At 63.3% G+C, this 15,195-nt stretch carries 15 protein-coding genes; 9 read left to right on the top strand and 6 right to left on the bottom strand.

Features of this window, described 5'->3' with window-relative positions; all coding sequences use genetic code 11:
• Window positions 1-201: 201 nt before the first annotated feature.
• Complete coding sequence (locus D6Z43_RS11475) at window positions 202-2,403, top strand: bifunctional diguanylate cyclase/phosphodiesterase (protein WP_120652191.1); 2,202 nt, start codon at window positions 202-204, stop codon at window positions 2,401-2,403.
• A gap of 8 nt (window positions 2,404-2,411) precedes the next feature.
• On the opposite strand, the gene mnmH is transcribed toward D6Z43_RS11475, so the two are convergent.
• From mnmH to D6Z43_RS11495, 4 genes are all read right to left on the bottom strand, one after another.
• Complete coding sequence (gene mnmH, locus D6Z43_RS11480) at window positions 2,412-3,518, bottom strand: tRNA 2-selenouridine(34) synthase MnmH (protein WP_120652193.1); 1,107 nt, start codon at window positions 3,516-3,518, stop codon at window positions 2,412-2,414.
• Window positions 3,518-4,552, bottom strand: coding sequence for a selenide, water dikinase SelD (gene selD / locus D6Z43_RS11485; RefSeq protein ID WP_120652195.1), 1,035 nt, complete (start codon window positions 4,550-4,552; stop codon window positions 3,518-3,520). The genes mnmH and selD overlap by 1 nt, the downstream gene beginning before the upstream one ends.
• Window positions 4,553-4,713: 161 nt before the next feature.
• On the bottom strand, window positions 4,714-5,499 hold the full coding sequence (locus D6Z43_RS11490) for a hydroxypyruvate isomerase family protein (protein ID WP_120652197.1): 786 nt from the start codon (window positions 5,497-5,499) through the stop codon (window positions 4,714-4,716).
• Window positions 5,499-6,386, bottom strand: a complete 888-nt coding sequence (locus D6Z43_RS11495) for an NAD(P)-dependent oxidoreductase (protein ID WP_120652199.1) — start codon at window positions 6,384-6,386, stop codon at window positions 5,499-5,501. The genes D6Z43_RS11490 and D6Z43_RS11495 overlap by 1 nt, the downstream gene beginning before the upstream one ends.
• 125 nt (window positions 6,387-6,511) lie before the next feature.
• Between D6Z43_RS11495 and D6Z43_RS11500 the strand changes: the two genes are divergently transcribed.
• The 4 genes from D6Z43_RS11500 to phnE are packed head-to-tail and all read left to right on the top strand — an operon-like array spanning window position 6,512 to window position 9,748.
• Window positions 6,512-7,363: a putative selenate ABC transporter substrate-binding protein gene (locus D6Z43_RS11500; protein ID WP_120652201.1), complete on the top strand. Its 852-nt coding sequence runs from the start codon at window positions 6,512-6,514 to the stop codon at window positions 7,361-7,363.
• Complete coding sequence (locus D6Z43_RS11505) at window positions 7,360-8,166, top strand: phosphonate ABC transporter ATP-binding protein (RefSeq protein WP_120652203.1); 807 nt, start codon at window positions 7,360-7,362, stop codon at window positions 8,164-8,166. The genes D6Z43_RS11500 and D6Z43_RS11505 overlap by 4 nt, the downstream gene beginning before the upstream one ends.
• The gene (locus D6Z43_RS11510) at window positions 8,160-8,987 is read left to right on the top strand and encodes an ABC transporter permease (RefSeq protein ID WP_120652204.1); all 828 of its coding nucleotides are present in this window, start codon (window positions 8,160-8,162) and stop codon (window positions 8,985-8,987) included. Before D6Z43_RS11505 ends, D6Z43_RS11510 begins: the two co-directional genes overlap by 7 nt.
• The gene (phnE, locus tag D6Z43_RS11515; protein WP_120652206.1) at window positions 8,984-9,748 is read left to right on the top strand and encodes a phosphonate ABC transporter, permease protein PhnE; all 765 of its coding nucleotides are present in this window, start codon (window positions 8,984-8,986) and stop codon (window positions 9,746-9,748) included. The genes D6Z43_RS11510 and phnE overlap by 4 nt, the downstream gene beginning before the upstream one ends.
• Window positions 9,749-9,874: 126 nt before the next feature.
• Here the strand turns inward: phnE and D6Z43_RS11520 are convergent, their stop codons facing one another.
• Window positions 9,875-10,243 (bottom strand): DUF5064 family protein, encoded by a 369-nt coding sequence (locus D6Z43_RS11520; RefSeq protein ID WP_120652208.1) that lies wholly within the window; start codon window positions 10,241-10,243, stop codon window positions 9,875-9,877.
• A gap of 147 nt (window positions 10,244-10,390) precedes the next feature.
• Window positions 10,391-10,708 carry a DUF2288 domain-containing protein gene (locus D6Z43_RS11525; protein WP_028626688.1) on the bottom strand — a complete coding sequence of 106 codons (318 nt, stop codon included), beginning with the start codon at window positions 10,706-10,708 and terminating at the stop codon, window positions 10,391-10,393.
• 306 nt (window positions 10,709-11,014) lie between these two features.
• On the opposite strand from D6Z43_RS11525, the gene D6Z43_RS11530 reads away from it, so the two are divergent.
• The 4 genes from D6Z43_RS11530 to livG all read left to right on the top strand — a co-directional run bounded on the left by D6Z43_RS11530 (window position 11,015) and on the right by livG (window position 15,192).
• Window positions 11,015-12,136: a branched-chain amino acid ABC transporter substrate-binding protein gene (locus tag D6Z43_RS11530; protein WP_120652209.1), complete on the top strand. Its 1,122-nt coding sequence runs from the start codon at window positions 11,015-11,017 to the stop codon at window positions 12,134-12,136.
• Window positions 12,137-12,251: 115 nt separating this feature from the next.
• Complete coding sequence (livH, locus tag D6Z43_RS11535; RefSeq protein WP_120652212.1) at window positions 12,252-13,175, top strand: high-affinity branched-chain amino acid ABC transporter permease LivH; 924 nt, start codon at window positions 12,252-12,254, stop codon at window positions 13,173-13,175.
• Window positions 13,172-14,428: a high-affinity branched-chain amino acid ABC transporter permease LivM gene (locus D6Z43_RS11540; RefSeq protein ID WP_120652214.1), complete on the top strand. Its 1,257-nt coding sequence runs from the start codon at window positions 13,172-13,174 to the stop codon at window positions 14,426-14,428. Before livH ends, D6Z43_RS11540 begins: the two co-directional genes overlap by 4 nt.
• Window positions 14,425-15,192 carry a high-affinity branched-chain amino acid ABC transporter ATP-binding protein LivG gene (gene livG, locus D6Z43_RS11545; RefSeq protein ID WP_120652215.1) on the top strand — a complete coding sequence of 256 codons (768 nt, stop codon included), beginning with the start codon at window positions 14,425-14,427 and terminating at the stop codon, window positions 15,190-15,192. The genes D6Z43_RS11540 and livG overlap by 4 nt, the downstream gene beginning before the upstream one ends.
• Window positions 15,193-15,195: the final 3 nt, after the last annotated feature.

Genomic DNA, 15,195 nt, shown 5'->3' on the forward strand with positions numbered 1-15,195 from the left:
CTGCGAAAATTCGTGGGATTTATGTAACCCGATGCTGCCGGGACGAACAGCCCTGCTGGCCGGTCATCCCTCGCGAACTACCGTTCAGCGCCAAGGTACGATCGTCTCAGGAAGCGGCCAACCGCTGGCTATACTGAAGGCACGGTGCCAGCAAGCACTCCCTCCCCCGAATATTCAATAGTCTGCATGGGAACGCCCTCTATGGACTGGCTGGGTCTGCGCTTCGGTACCGATCTTCCTGCGGACGGCCAGATCCTCCTGGCTTGCACCCATAACAGCTGGTTGGTGTTGCTGGCCTTCCTCGTCGCCTCAGGCGCCGGTTACTGCGCGTTCGACATGGCTGAACGAGTGGCCCATGCGCAGCAACCGGAAACCCGGCGGCGCTGGTGCTGGCTTGGGGCCTGGTGCCTTGGGGGCGGCATCTGGGCGATGCACTTCATCGCCATGCTGGCCTTCGAAGCGCCTATCACCATCGACTACGACATCCCCACCACCACGCTCTCGCTGGTCATGGTGGTTTCCGCCTCACTGGTGGGCATGTACACCCTCGGCCGGACCAACGTCGAACCCCGCCACTACCTCGCGGCGGCACTGGCAATCGGCCTTGGCATCACCCTAATGCACTACAGCGGCATGGCCGCGATCCGCTCGGTGGCGACCCAGTACTATCACCCCGTCATGGTCGTCGTATCTGTGGGTGTAGCCGTGGCCGCCAGCCTGGCTGCCATGCTGCTTTCCGCATTCTTCCGTGAGCGCAGCGAAGGCCACCAACTGCTGAAGATTCCCGCCAGCCTGGCCATGGGCGGCGCCATCTGCAGCATGCACTTCACCGGCATGCTGGCCCTGCAACTGGCGGTTCCCGCGGGCACCGAACTTCACCTCAAACAAGCCGACAATGCCTTACAGCTCGGCCTCAGCCTCGCGGTGATCGCTGGCATGGTGCTGGTGTTCGCCCTGTGCGTGGCCTGGGCCGACAAGAAGCTGCAACGCAAGGAACGTGACCTGCAACACGTCAACAACCTGCTGCGGGAACTGGAGCAGGTTAAGGTCAAACTGCAGAACGTCGCCCATTACGACGCCCTCACCAACCTGCCCAACCGTCGTGCATTCAACGATTTCTTCGTCGAGAAGCTTCAACAGCACGCCCAGTACAAGCAACCGCTGGCCGTAATGTTCCTGGACGTGGACCATTTCAAACGCGTCAACGACAGCCTCGGCCACGACGCCGGAGACGAGTTGCTCAAGGTCGTGGCAGAGCGGGTACGCAGCGTACTGCGCCGGGAGGATGTCATCGCGCGCCTGGGAGGAGATGAGTTCTGCGTGCTGGCCAGCCTCGGTAGCCTGATGGAAGCCAAGGCGCTGTCCCAACGCATCATGCACCGCATGAAGGAGCCCATCACCCTGGCCGGGCGCAATGTCACCATGACCACCAGCATCGGCATCAGCCTCTTTCCGGATGATGGCGAGACCTGCGAGGAACTGCTCAAGCACGCCGACCTCGCGCTCTACCAGGCCAAGAGCAGCGGTCGCAACAACCTCCACTTCTTCAGCCACCACCTGAAGCACAAGGCGACATTCGAGCTGCAACTGGAGGAAGAACTGCACCTGGCGCTGGCCAGGGATCAGGGCCTGTTCCTCAACTACCAGCCCATCCTGGACCTGAACAGCGGCCAGGTAACCAAGCTGGAAGCCCTGGTGCGCTGGCAGCATCCACAACTTGGCCTGCTCTCTCCCGACCGCTTCATCGGTGTGGCCGAAGCCAATGGCTTCATCGCCGAACTGGACGGCTGGGTGCTGCGCCGCGCCTGTCGCGACCTGGCCAGCCTGGCCGCCAAGGGATTCCACGACTTGCGAGTGGCGGTGAACTGCTCGGCGCTCAACCTCAGCCGCAATGAACTGGCGGACGAAGTGCAGCGTGTCCTGGAGGAAAGCGGGCTACGGCCGCAAAGGCTGGAGCTGGAGGTCACCGAAAACGCCCTGATGTGCAACGTCAACCAGGCGCTGTACCTGCTGGAGCGCATTCGCAGCCTCGGCGTGAGCATTTCCATCGATGACTTCGGCACCGGCTATTCATCCCTGGCTTACCTGAAGCGACTGCCCCTGGATACGCTCAAGATCGACCGTTCCTTCGTCATGGACATCCCCGGCAGCCATGCCGACATGGAGATCGTCCAGGCCATCATCGGCATGGCCCACACCCTGCATCTGCACGTGGTGGCCGAAGGGGTGGAGACTCGCGAACAGCTGGAGTTTCTCCATGGCCAAGGCTGCGACTACATCCAGGGCTACCTGCTCAGTCGCCCACAGTCGCTGGAGGCCATCGAAGCCTTCCTGCGTAGCTCCTACGGACTGAGCGGCAGCAATGTGCTGCCACTGCGCCCCAAGGACTCCAGCCCGGCCTGAAGTCGCGGTCAGCGGCGCGCCGACTGGCGATGACGCAAATACTCGAGGACGGCTGCCTGTTCGCCGGCGAACTCGATCCGGGTCGACTTGCTTTCGCGCTGGAAGGCATACATCGGGTCGTAATACTCGCGCAGCAAACCTTCGATCCAGCCACGATGCAGCTCCACATTGCCGGTGGCTTCCTGCTCGGCAAGGGCAGCCTCCATCAATGCCGACAACCGCTGGTGACGTTCGCCGCCCAGGCGCCGGAGGATATTGTCCAGGCTCTGGCGCATGCGCTCGGCGAAGCGGGTGAAGCCGTGTTCGTCTCCGTGGGTGGCGATGAACTCGGCACAGAGGTTGACCACGTAATCCCGCAGGATACGCTCCACCCGGTCGTCGAAACTGTCATCGAGCCAGACCAGCGGGTATTGCTGCATGCCCTGGTACAACTCCAGCGGCACCGAGCAGCTACCGACGATGCGCCCCTCGTCTTCCAGCACGAACTGTTCATGGCCGGCGGCGCGCTTCTTGAGGATGTCGATGGCCAGTGCGTTTTCGAAATCGATTTGCGCGGGCTGGGGAGTCGCGCGCTTACCGAAGCTCGAACCTCGGTGGTTGGCGTGGCCTTCGAGGTCCAGGCTGTTGGCCAGATGCGCGATCACATCGGTCTTGCCAGTGCCGGTCAGGCCGCCCACCAGCACGAAATCGCACTGGTTGACTGCGTCCTGGGTCGTTTCCAGGAGAAAGGTCCGCATCGCCTTGTAGCCGCCTCTCACCCTCGGATACTCGATCCCCGCTTCCGTCCTCAACCACTCCTGCACCAGCTGCGAACGCAGACCGCCCCTGAAGCAGTAGAGGTAACCCTGTGGATTAGCGCGGGCGAAGGCAGCCCAACCCTCGATGCGCTCCGCCTTGGTCGCGCCGCTCACCAGCTGGTGGCCCAGGGCAATGGCCGCCTGCTGGCCATGCTGCTTGTAGGACGTCCCCACTTTCTGCCGCTCGATGTCGGTCATCAGCGGCAGGTTGACCGTATGGGGGAAGGCGCCCTTGGAGAATTCCACCGGGGCGCGGGCATCCATCATCGGCAGGTCATCGAGGAAGATTTCGCGGTAATTCGAGGTGTCCGGACGCATCAGAACACCTCGACCGCGAGACTCTGTCGCTCGTGCAACTGGCCGATGGGCGCCAGTTGCAGGCCGAGCTCCTCGGCCACGGCCAGAAACTCCGCCTCTCCTTCCGGCGCCACCGCCACCAGCAGGCCGCCGCTGGTCTGTGGGTCGCAGAGCAGAAGTTTCTGCACTTCTGCGAGCGGCGCCAGGCGGTCGCCATAGCTCTCGAAGTTGCGCAGGGTCCCACCGGGCACGCAGCCGCGTTCCAGGTAGTACTCCACGCCCGGCAGGCTGGGCACCTTGGCGTAATCGATACGGGCGGTCAGGCCACTGCCGTCGGCCATTTCCACCAGGTGGCCAAGCAGGCCGAAGCCTGTGACGTCGGTCATCGCCTTGACGCCGGCGAGCTTGCCGAAGCGACTGCCAGGCTTGTTCAGCGTGCACATCCAGTCGCGGGCCAGGCCCACGTCGGCTTCGCGCAATTTGCCCTTCTTCTCCGACGTGGTGAGGATGCCGATGCCCAGGGGCTTGGTCAGGTACAACTTGCAGCCAGCGGTGGCGGTGTCATTGCGCTTCATGTTGCGCTTGTCCACCACGCCGGTGACGGCCAGGCCGAAGATCGGCTCGGGGGCATCGATGGAGTGCCCACCGGCCAGCGGGATTCCCGCCTCATCGCACACCGAACGACCACCCCGAATCACTTCGCGGGCGACTTCCGGCGGCAGCACGTTCACCGGCCAGCCGAGGATGGCAATGGCCATCAGCGGGTCGCCGCCCATGGCGTAGATATCACTGATGGCGTTGGTGGCAGCGATACGGCCGAAGTCGAAGGGGTCATCGACAATCGGCATGAAGAAGTCAGTGGTGGAAACTACGCCGCGCTCATCATCCAGCGCATAGACCGCCGCATCATCCCTGGAGGCATTGCCTACCCAGAGTTTCGGGTCGAGGTTCTGTGCGCCGCTGCCGGCAAGGATCACTTCCAGCACCTTGGGAGAAATCTTGCAGCCGCAACCAGCTCCATGGCTGTACTGGGTGAGGCGTATGGGGTCGGTCATGGTTCTCTCTCTGAAACAATTCGATCGGGGTATCTGTAGGAGCGACTTCAGTCACGAAGGACTGCACAGCAGTCCCGTAGGCGTTCACCAGCGGGCAGCCCACTCGCATCGCGAATGAATTCGCTCCCACTCGCGCACGTTCCACATAGATTCTCGTGGGCTCAGGCCAGCCTGGCCTTCCAGTCCGGCAGCCAGCCCAGAGTGTCGGCAGTGACGCCGGTGGGCTTGTACTCGGCTCCCAGCCACCCGGGGTAATCATCTTCCTGCAGGGCACGCATGGCAGGGCCGAAGTCGGTGTTGCCCGTGCCCGGCTCACCGCGGCCGGGGCAGTCGGCGAACTGCACATGGCCGATGCGACCAGCCAGCAGGCGAATACCCGCCGCCGCGTCCACGCCCTGCCGGGCCATGTGGTAGAGGTCGTACTGGGCACTGAGGTTGGGGTGGTCGACATCGCGCAGCAACCGGTCCAGTTGCTCCGGGGTGTTGATCAGGAAACCAGGCATATCCAGCGGGTTGATCGCCTCGCACACCACGCCAATATGCAGCACCGCAAAGGCTTCAGCTGTCTTGCGCAGGTTGGCCGCAAGGCAGGCCAAGGCTCGATCACGGCTGACGCCCTCGGCCTGCCGCCCTGCCAGCACATTGACGAAGCGCGGGCGAGTCATGGCGGCGTAGCTCAGTGCCTGCGCCAGCGCATCGTCGAACTGCTCCTGTCGATCCGGCACGGCCGCGAGGCCAGGGCCGCCATCCATCAGGTCGCCAGCCGGCAGGTTGAAGAGGACCAGCGGCAGGCCGGCTGCTTCCAGCACTTCCTTCATGCGGATCGCCGGCAACTCGTAGGGGAACTGCACCTCGACGCCGTCAAATCCGCAGACGCGGGCGGCTATGACACGCTCAATCAATGGGCGATCGGTGAACAGCAGGGACAAGTTCGCGGCGATCTTCATCAATGATTCTCCCGATACATTTCCACCAGCGTAGCCGGATCGCGTTCCAGATTGCCCTGACTGCCGTGCAGGCGCATCAGTTGGGCCGCCAGGCCACTGAGCGGCGTTGCCGAGTCGTGCTCGCGAGACAGGCGCACTGCGGTATCCAGATCTTTCAGCAGGGTGCGCACGTGCCATTTGATGGGTTCGAAATGGCTCGCGGCCATCTGCGGCGCGAGGATCTGCAGCGGCTTGGAATCCGCGAAGCCACCGGCCAGCGCCGTGGCGATCAGGCTCGCATCCACACCGGCCTTTTCCGCCAGGGCAACCACTTCGGCAATTACCAGGGCGTTGCAGGCCACGATCATCTGATTGCAGACCTTGGTCACCTGGCCGGCTCCGACCGCACCCATGCGGGTCAGTCGCTGGCCCAGGTGGGCGAGGATCGGCCGCACCCGCTCCACATCGTCTTCATGACCGCCGGCCATGATCGCCAGGGTGCCAGCCTCGGCACCGGGCGTACCACCGGATACCGGCGCGTCCATCCAACGCATGCCGGTACGAGCCTCCAGATCGGCTGCCATCTCGCGGGTGGCGGCAGGTTCCAGGCTGGAGAAATCCACCAGCAATTGTCCCGGCTTAGCGCCTTCAAGAATGCCGCCCTCACCGAACACCACCTTGCGTACCACGCGGGTGTCCGCCAGGCAGAGCATCACAATGTCCGCCTCGGCGCACAGTTCGGCCGGTGCTTTCACGCGGCGTGCACCCAATTCAACCAGAGGCGCGCACTTCTCTGGCGAGCGGTTCCATACGGTCAGCGGGTAACCGGCGGCCAGCAGGCGGCGGGTCATGGGCAGGCCCATCAGGCCGATGCCGGCGAAAGCGATGGAAGGCAGGGAATCGGTCATGCCGAAGCTCCAGGCAATTAGCGAAACGCACATCTTAAACGCCTGGCCAGCAACGTGAAGCTACCAAGCCGCCGGGCGCTCACTATAATCCGCCTGCCTTTTCCGCTATTGAACCGGAGAATCCTATGTTCAAACGCTCTCTCGCCCTCGTGGCAGGCATCGCACTGTCTTTTTCCGCTGTTGTTTCCCAGGCCGCCGACGTCCTCAAGGTCTCGGCCATTCCCGACGAAGCGCCAACCGAACTGCTGCGCAAGTTCAAGCCGCTCGGTGCGTACCTCGAAAAACAACTGGGCATGAAAGTAGAGTTCGTTCCCGTGGCCGACTATGCGGCCGTGGTCGAATCCCTCGCGGCCGACCGTTTGGACATGGCCTGGCTCGGCGGCTTCACCTTCGTCCAGACTCGCCTGAAGACCGGCAACGCCATCCCCCTGGTGCAACGCGAGCAGGACGAGAAGTTCACTAGCAAGTTCATCAGCGCCGACCCGGCAGTGAAGTCCCTGCAGGACCTCAAGGGCAAGACCTTCGCTTTCGGCTCGGTTTCCTCCACCTCCGGCAGCCTGATGCCGCGCTACTTCATGCAGAAGGACGGCATCGTGCCCGAGCAGTTCTTCTCCCGAGTTGCCTACTCCGGCGCCCACGACGCCACAGTGGCCTGGGTCCAGGCCGGCAAGGTCGATGGCGGCGTGCTCAACGCCAGCGTCTGGCAGAAACTGGTGGACGCCGGCAAGGTCGACACCAGCAAGGTGAAGGTATTCGCCACCACCCCGACCTACTACGACTACAACTGGACGGTGCGCGGAACCCTGGACCCCGCCCTGGCCGAGAAAATCAAACAGGCCTTCCTCGCGCTCGACCCAGCCAATCCGGAACACAAGGCGATCCTCGACCTGCAGGCCGCCAGCCGTTTCATTCCGACCAAGCCCGAGAACTACAAAGGCATCGAGGAAGCCGCACGCTCGGCCGGCCTGTTGAAGTGAGCCTGTCGCTGCATGGCGTGGATCTGGTCCACGCCAACGGCCAACCTGCACTCCGGGGCATCGATCTCACTGTCGGTAGCGGTGAAAGGGTAGCCATCATCGGCCCATCGGGCGCCGGCAAGACCAGCCTGCTGCGCCTGCTCGCCACCAACCTGAAACCCGCCGCCGGGCAGTTCCAACTGCTCGGCGCGACGCCTTGGTCGCTCTCCGCGCGGGAGCGCCAGCGCCTGCGGGCGCGCATCGGTCTGGTGCACCAGGCGCCGCCCTTGCCACCACGCCAAAGGGTGGTCACCGCAGTACTGGCTGGCAAGCTCGGCCAATGGTCCCTGGGCAAAGGCTTGCTCAGCCTGGTGCATCCCCTGGACAGCACCGGCGCCCAGGCCGCCCTGGCACGGCTGGATCTGGCCGATAAGCTCTTCGAGCGCTGCGACCAGCTCTCCGGCGGCCAATTGCAGCGCGTGGGCATCGCCCGCGTGCTCTACCAGGCACCCGAATTGATCCTCGCCGACGAGCCGGTTTCCGCAATGGACCCGGTGCTCGCCGATCACACCCTCGACGTACTCTGCGCCGACGCCAGTCGCCGTGGCGTCACGCTGCTGGCGAGTCTGCACGCCGTGGAGCTGGCACTGAAACATTTTCCGCGCATCATCGGCGTACGCGACGGCCGTGTTGCCTTCGACCTCCCGCGGGAAGCTGTCAGCCAGGCTGACCTGGATACCCTCTACGCCAACGAGCAACTGCACGGCGACACCCCATCCTCGCCGCCCATAGCGGCCCCCGTGCTGCACATTCCGCGATGCTGAAAGCCACACCACGCGACCCCGCCGCGCTGCCCCGCCTACTGCTCACCCTACTGGCCCTGGCGCTGCTCTGGCCTGGGCTGGAACTGAGCGAACTGAACCCGGCAGTGCTGCTGGATGAGGGCAACGCCCGCACCATGGGGCAATTCCTGTCGGCCTTCTGGCCACCCGAGCACGGCGAGGAGTTCCTTCATCTGTTAGGTCGCGCCACGCTGGAAACCCTGGCCATCGCCACCGCAGGCATGAGTCTGGCGCTGCTGATCGCCCTACCCGCCTCCCTCTGGGCCAGTCGAGCCCTTTCGTTGTCGGCCCTGCACCGCGGCGGGCGCCCAGCCTGGTGGGCGCAGGCGTTGCGCTGGCCGGTGCGCGGCCTGCTGATTTTCCTGCGCAGTGTTCCGGAAATCGTCTGGGCACTACTGTTCGTCCGCGCCGTGGGCCTGGGCCCCACCGCCGGGGTGCTGGCCATCGCCATCACCTACAGCGGCATGCTCGGCAAGGTCTACGCGGAGATCTTCGAGTCCGTCGACCCACGCCCCACCCGCGCACTGCTTGCCGCCGGCAGCCCACGTCTGGCGGCGTTCGCCTATGGCGTACTGCCCAACGCAGCGGCAGAAGTGATTTCCTACACCGTCTACCGCTGGGAGTGCGCAGTGCGCGCCTCAGTCGTGATGGGCTTCGTCGGCGCCGGCGGCCTGGGCCAGCAGATGGACCTGTCGATGCGCATGTTCGCCGGCGGCGAAGTTGCCAGCATGCTGCTGACCTTCCTCGCCCTGGTGCTGTTGGCCGACCAACTCAGCCGCTTCCTGCGCGGGAGATTCGCGTGAGGCCGGGCAATATCCTGGTGATCGTCGCCTTGCTGGCGGCGGCAGTCGCGTCCTTCGTGTGGCTGGGCGTCGACCTTGGCGCCCTGGTCAGTGGCGACGCCCTGCACCAGATGGGCAGCTACGCCATGCGCTTCCTCCACCCGGACTTTTCCACCGCACACCTCAAGGCCATCGGCTGGGGCGCCCTGGAGACGCTCGCGATGTCGGCCCTCGGCACGCTGCTGGCGGCGCTGCTGGGCCTGCTCATCGCCCTGCCTGCCGCCGGCCGCTTCGGCAGCCTGGCCCAAGGGACCGCGCGCCTGCTGCTGAATGCGCTACGTGCGGTGCCTGAACTGGTTTGGGCTGCGCTGATGGTCCTGGCTGCCGGCCTGGGTCCGAACGCCGGTACCCTGGCCCTGGCCCTGCACACCGCCGGCGTGCTGGGCCGGCTGTTCGCCGAGGCCCTGGAAAACACCCCGCCCGAACCCGCCGAAGCCATCCGCCTGAATGGCGGCGGACGAGTTGCCGCCTTCTGCTACGGCACCCTGCCGGGGGTCTGGCCGCAACTGGTGGCCTACATGCTCTATCGCTGGGAGAACAACATCCGCATGGCCAGCGTGCTCGGCTTCGTCGGCGCCGGAGGGCTGGGGCAGATGCTCTACATGAGCCTGTCCCTGTTCCAGGAAGCCCAGGCGGCCAGCGTGATCCTGGCAATGCTGATTCTGGTACTGGGAGTGGATGCCCTGAGCGGCTGGATGCGCCAACGCTGGGTCAGTGCATAGATAGTGCGAACACAAAGTGGATGCCTTGTGGGGGCGATTCCACCCCCACAGAAACAACAAAGGAGGCCAAAGGCCTCCTTGATGGAAAGGTGTAAACCGCAAGGCGGCTTACATCCGGAGCAAGGATCAGAACCCGTCTTTCTCGAGATGGTCGAAGTTCACCTTCTCACCGGGTTCGGCACCCAGCACGCGGCGGATATCTTCGAAGATCAGGTCGTATTCCTTGTGATTACGCATGATCAGCGTGTTGTTGGGGCTCAGGCCATTCTTGACCGCCACCTTGGAAACCACGGCAGCGAAGTTGAATGCCGTGTCGCGGTGCATCTCGAACTCCTCCTCGAAAGGCTTGCCCGCGATCTCGCCCACCATGCGGAAGTGCAGCATGGTGCCTTCCTTGGGGTTAGGACGAGCTTCGTAATAAAGGTCGATGGAGAATTCCTGCTGCCCAGGAATACCGGGAATATTGGCCCGGTGTACATGGCCTGGTTCGAACATGATGACACTCCCTGTGGATATCAAAGAGAAGTAGAAGGTGGGTTGAGTCTAGCTCGCCCCACCGATTTCGCCGCTGCCCCTGACCGGTGCAGTACCGGGCATGCGGCACACTCCTGGAGCCCGTCCCTGGGCTCCATCCGTGCTCCGTCAGTGACGGGTCGGCGCTTCGTCCCGCTCCTGGATCAGAACCCAGGGGGCCACCACCACAGCCCAGAGCTTCGGATCGCGGGCCAGCAGGTCCTGGGCACGGTCTTCCTCCACCTTGCTGAGCTTGCCGGCGGCCAAAAAGGCCGCGACCTGCGCCTTGTCGTCTTCGGCCACGGCCAGGGCAACGGCCACCAGGTCTTCGGCGCCATCGACCCAGAGCAGCGCGCCACGGGCGAAGAAGGGCTGTAGCTCTTCCCAGGTAATGGCGGCGGTTTCGCCAAGCAGCTTGGCATAGAGGGTGCTAGCGTTATCGTTCATGGCTTGTTTTGTGTTGGTTGGTAACGAATGGATTTGGGGGGGCGCAATGATAGCGTCGAGCAACATTCAGACAAGCACGCCTTGACGACGCCAGCTACACCCGAGACACGCCGTATTTCTATACGTTTGTTTCGATTAAGCGACACAAGATCATTCCGCCATCAAAACCCGACTTTTCAAGCCGCAAATCGGCAATCTACACTGTTCCGGTACAGTTGCCGGGGGGGTGTTGGCGGGGTGCAATTCCCTGTCCCGTAGCTTCGGCAATCAGGACAACAACAATGAAAAACACAAGAGTGGAGCACTATGAATAAGGCTACCAAGCAGATTTCCAAACTGTTCGCCGCCATGGCTCTCGCCGGTGTCGCCAGCTACTCCGTAGCAGCTGACACCATCAAGATCGCCCTGGCTGGCCCGGTGACCGGTGCGGTTGCCCAGTACGGTGAGATGCAGTTCATCGGCGCCAAGATGGCGATCGAGCAGATCAACAAGGCCGGCGGGGTGAACGGCTCTCAGCTCGAAGGCGTGGTCTATGACGACGCTTGCGATCCGAAACAGGCTGTTGCCGTAGCCAACAAGATTGTCAACGACGGTATCCATTACGTAGTTGGCCACCTCTGCTCCAGCTCCACCCAGCCCGCGTCCGACATCTACGAAGACGAAGGCATCCTGATGATCACCGCGGCTTCCACCAGCCCGGACATCACCTCCCGTGGCTACCAACTGGTATTCCGCACCATCGGCCTGGACAGCCTGCAAGGCCCGACCGCCGGCAACTTCATTGCCGATCACGTCAAGCCGAAGACCGTTGCCGTCATCCACGACAAGCAGCAGTACGGCGAAGGCATCGCCACTGCCGTCAAGCAGACCCTGGAAAGCAAAGGCGTGAAAGTCGCCCTGTTCGAAGGCATCAACGCCGGCGACAAGGACTTCTCCACCATCGTTTCCAAGCTGAAGCAGGCCGGTGTGGACTTCGTCTACTACGGCGGCTACCACCCGGAACTCGGCCTGCTGCTGCGTCAGTCGGCTGAAAAAGGTCTGAAAGTACGCTTCATGGGTCCGGAAGGCGTGGGCAACAAGGAGCTCTCCGCCATCGCTGGCCCGGCTTCCGAAGGTCTGCTGGTAACCCTGCCGAAGTCCTTCGACCAGGATCCGAAGAACCAGGCCCTGGTAGACGCCTTCAAGGCCAAGAACGAAGACCCGAGCGGTCCGTTCGTGTTCCCGGCCTACGCCGCGGTACAAGTAATTGCCGAAGGCATCAAGAAAGCCGGCGAAGACGACACCACCAAGGTAGCTGCCGCCCTGCGCGCCAACTCCTTCGCAACCCCGACCGGCAACCTGGCCTTCGACGAGAAGGGCGATCTGAAGGACTTCAGCTTCGTGGTGTACGAGTGGCACAAGGACGGCACCAAAACCGAAGCTAAATAAGCTTCCCGCCTGAACGCAAAGCCCACTGCTTAGGCAGTGGGCTTTGTTTATCCGTGTTTTACGGGCTCCGCTGCGCCACAAGCGCCGCTTTTCGTGATGCCCGAGGAGTTAGGGAATGCCTGATCTCTACCACTATCTGCAACAGCTGGTTAACGGTCTCACCGTTGGCAGCACTTATGCCCTGATCGCCATCGGCTACACCATGGTCTACGGCATCATCGGCATGATCAACTTCGCCCATGGCGAGGTCTACATGATTGGCTCGTACGTAGCCTTCATCGTGATTGCCGGGCTCACCATGCTCGGTCTGGAAAGCCTTCCGATCGTCATCGTCGCGGCCTTCGCCGCGAGCATCATCGTTGCAAGCGCTTACGGTTACAGCATCGAACGGGTCGCCTACCGCCCCCTTCGCGGCAGCAACCGCCTGATCCCGCTGATCTCCGCGATCGGCATGTCGATCTTCCTCCAGAACGAAGTACTGCTGACTCAGGACTCCAAGGACAAGGCCATCCCCAACCTGATTCCGGGCAACTTCGTGTTCGGCGAGAGCACCATGAATGGCGTGGTGATCTCCTACATGCAGATCCTGATCTTCGTCGTCACCTTCCTGGTCATGTACGGTCTCACGCTGTTCATCTCCCGTTCGCGCCTGGGCCGTGCCTGCCGCGCCTGCGCTGAAGACATCCGCATGGCCAACCTGCTGGGCATCAACACCAACAACATCATCGCCCTGACCTTCGTCATCGGCGCCACCCTGGCCGCCGTGGCCGCGGTGCTGCTGGGCATGCAATACGGCGTGATCAACCCGCATATCGGCTTCCTCGCCGGTATCAAGGCCTTCACCGCAGCCGTGCTGGGTGGCATCGGCAGTATTCCGGGCGCCATGCTCGGTGGTCTGGTGCTGGGTGTAGCCGAAGCCTTCGGCGCCGACATCTTCGGCGACCAGTACAAGGACGTCGTGGCCTTCAGCCTGCTGGTTCTGGTCCTGTTGTTCCGGCCGACTGGCATCCTTGGCCGTCCGGAGGTGGAGAAGGTATGAACACTCGACTCAAAACGGCGTTCTTCAGCGCCCTCCTGGTGCTGGCCGTCGCCTACCCCATCCTCGGCCTGAAACTCAGCGTCGTTGGCGTGGGCCTGGTGGTCACCGGTGCCGACACCCCCACCCTGCTGGCCATCGCGGCATGCGCCGTGGCCATGTTCTTCTGGCAACTGATGCGTGAAAAAGTCCAGGGCGCCTGGGCTGCTGCGCCCAAGCTGCCGGGCATGTCGAAGAAGACCAGCAACTTCCTGACCCTGCCCTCGACCCAGCGCTGGTTCATCCTCGGCCTGATCGTGCTGGCCCTGGTCTGGCCGTTCTTCGGCTCCCGCGGCGCCGTGGACATCGCCACGCTGATCCTGATCTACGTGATGCTCGGCCTTGGCCTGAACATCGTGGTCGGCCTGGCAGGTCTGCTGGACCTGGGCTACGTCGGTTTCTACGCCGTCGGCGCCTACAGCTACGCGCTGCTCTCGCACTACTACGGCCTGGGCTTCTGGGTGTGCTTGCCGATCGCCGGCCTGATGGCGGCCTTCTTCGGCTTCATCCTCGGCTTCCCGGTACTGCGCCTGCGCGGAGACTACCTGGCCATCGTGACCCTCGGCTTCGGCGAGATCATTCGTATCCTGCTGCGTAACATGACCGAGCTGACCGGCGGCCCCAATGGCATCAGCAACATCGACAAGCCAACCCTGTTCGGCCTGTCGTTCGAGCGCCGTGCCGAAGAAGGCCTGCAGACCTTCCACGAGTACTTCGGTTTCGCCTACAACTCGGTGAACAAGGTGGTCTTCCTCTACCTGATCGCCCTGCTGCTGGTGCTGCTGACCCTGTTCGTGATCAACCGCCTGCTGCGCATGCCGCTGGGCCGCGCCTGGGAAGCCCTGCGCGAGGACGAGATCGCCTGCCGCGCGCTGGGCATGAACCCCACCGTGATCAAGCTCTCCGCCTTTACCCTGGGCGCCTGCTTCGCAGGCTTTGCCGGCAGCTTCTTCGCCGCGCGCCAGGGCCTGGTGACGCCTGAGTCCTTCACCTTCATCGAGTCGGCGACCATCCTCGCCATCGTGGTGCTCGGTGGCCTGGGCTCCCAGTTGGGCGTAATCCTTGCGGCCATCGTGATGATCCTGCTCCCCGAACTCATGCGTGAGTTCAGCGAGTACCGGATGCTCATGTTCGGCGCTCTGATGGTGCTGATGATGATCTGGCGCCCGCAAGGTCTGCTGCCGATGCAACGTCCCCACCTGGAGCTGAAACAATGAGCCGCCCGATTCTCGAAGTAAGCGGTCTCACCATGCGCTTCGGCGGTCTGCTGGCCGTCAACGGGGTGGGGCTGACCGTACAGGAAAAACAAGTCGTCTCCATGATCGGCCCGAACGGCGCCGGCAAGACCACCGTGTTCAACTGCCTGACCGGTTTCTACCAGCCGACCTCCGGCAGCATCCGTCTGGATGGCGAGCAGATCGAAGCCCTGCCGGGCCACAAGATCGCCCGCAAAGGTGTGGTGCGGACCTTCCAGAACGTACGCCTGTTCAAGGAAATGACGGCGGTGGAAAACCTGCTGGTCGCCCAGCACCGCCACCTCAACACCAACTTCCTCGCTGGCCTGCTGAAGACTCCGGGCTTCCGCAAGAGCGAACGCGAGGCCATGGACTACGCCGCCCACTGGCTGGATAAGGTCAACCTGACCGAAGTCGCCAACCGCCCGGCCGGCACCCTGGCCTACGGTCAGCAACGCCGCCTGGAAATCGCCCGCTGCATGATGACCCGCCCGCGCATCCTCATGCTCGACGAGCCAGCCGCCGGCCTCAACCCACGTGAGACCGACGACCTCAAGGCGCTGATCGCCATGCTGCGTAACGAGCACAACGTGACCGTGCTGCTGATCGAGCACGACATGAAGCTGGTGATGAGCATTTCCGACCACATCTACGTGATCAACCAGGGCACCCCCCTGGCCGACGGCACGCCGGAGCAGATCCGCAACAACCCCGACGTGATCAAAGCCTATCTGGGGGAGGCCTGAGCC

Origin of the sequence: Pseudomonas sp. DY-1, from assembly GCF_003626975.1 — a bacterium.
GTDB lineage: Bacteria > Pseudomonadota > Gammaproteobacteria > Pseudomonadales > Pseudomonadaceae > Metapseudomonas.